This is a genomic window from Pararobbsia alpina (genome assembly GCF_902859895.1).
GTDB lineage: Bacteria > Pseudomonadota > Gammaproteobacteria > Burkholderiales > Burkholderiaceae > Pararobbsia > Pararobbsia alpina.
Genome location: NZ_CADIKM010000215.1, coordinates 1 through 628, shown reverse-complemented (window position 1 = coordinate 628; position 628 = coordinate 1). Strand labels below are relative to the sequence as shown.

At 62.3% G+C, this 628-nt stretch carries 1 pseudogene; it reads left to right on the top strand.

Going from position 1 to position 628, the window contains the following annotated elements:
- Positions 1-628: pseudogene (locus HV670_RS30340) on the top strand (multicopper oxidase family protein); the annotation flags it as partial.

Sequence of the window (628 nt, the reverse complement as noted above, 5' to 3'; positions counted from 1 at the left end):
GAACTACGCAGGGCAGTACCCCCATCAGCCGTATAACGGCAACCCTCACATGCATCCGGGTGAGCTGGTGCTGTTGCGCGTCATCGGCACCGGGCGCTGGCAGCATCCTTTTCACGAGCACGGCAATCACGTGCGCGTGCTTGCACGCGATGGAAACCTGCTGCTCAGCAAGTCGGATCCGACCAAGCTGGCGGGGCCGCTGCTGTTCACGACTACGACGACACCCGGTATCGCCATGGATGGCATCTTCTACTGGACGGGGAAAGGCCTGAACTGGGACGTCTACGGACATAAGGCAGGCGATGGCAGCGTCTGCATTCCGGATGTGAACGGCTACTACACGCAGGATCCGCACGCACCGAACTACTACGAGTGGTGCGCCGATCACGACAAGCCGCTCGAAGCGCATCCCTTCGGTAATGTGGCGAGCGGCGGTCCGGTGACCTTGCCGGATGCACGTGTACTGACGAACGGCAACTGGTACGGCGGCAGTCCGTATCTCGGACCGGACGCCACCGTACGTGCCACCTCTATAACAGGCACGACCCCACCGAGCGGGACGGTCGCGAACTCGCCGACCTCCGAAGCTGGCTTCGCCTATATGTGGCACTCGCACAATGAGCGCGAG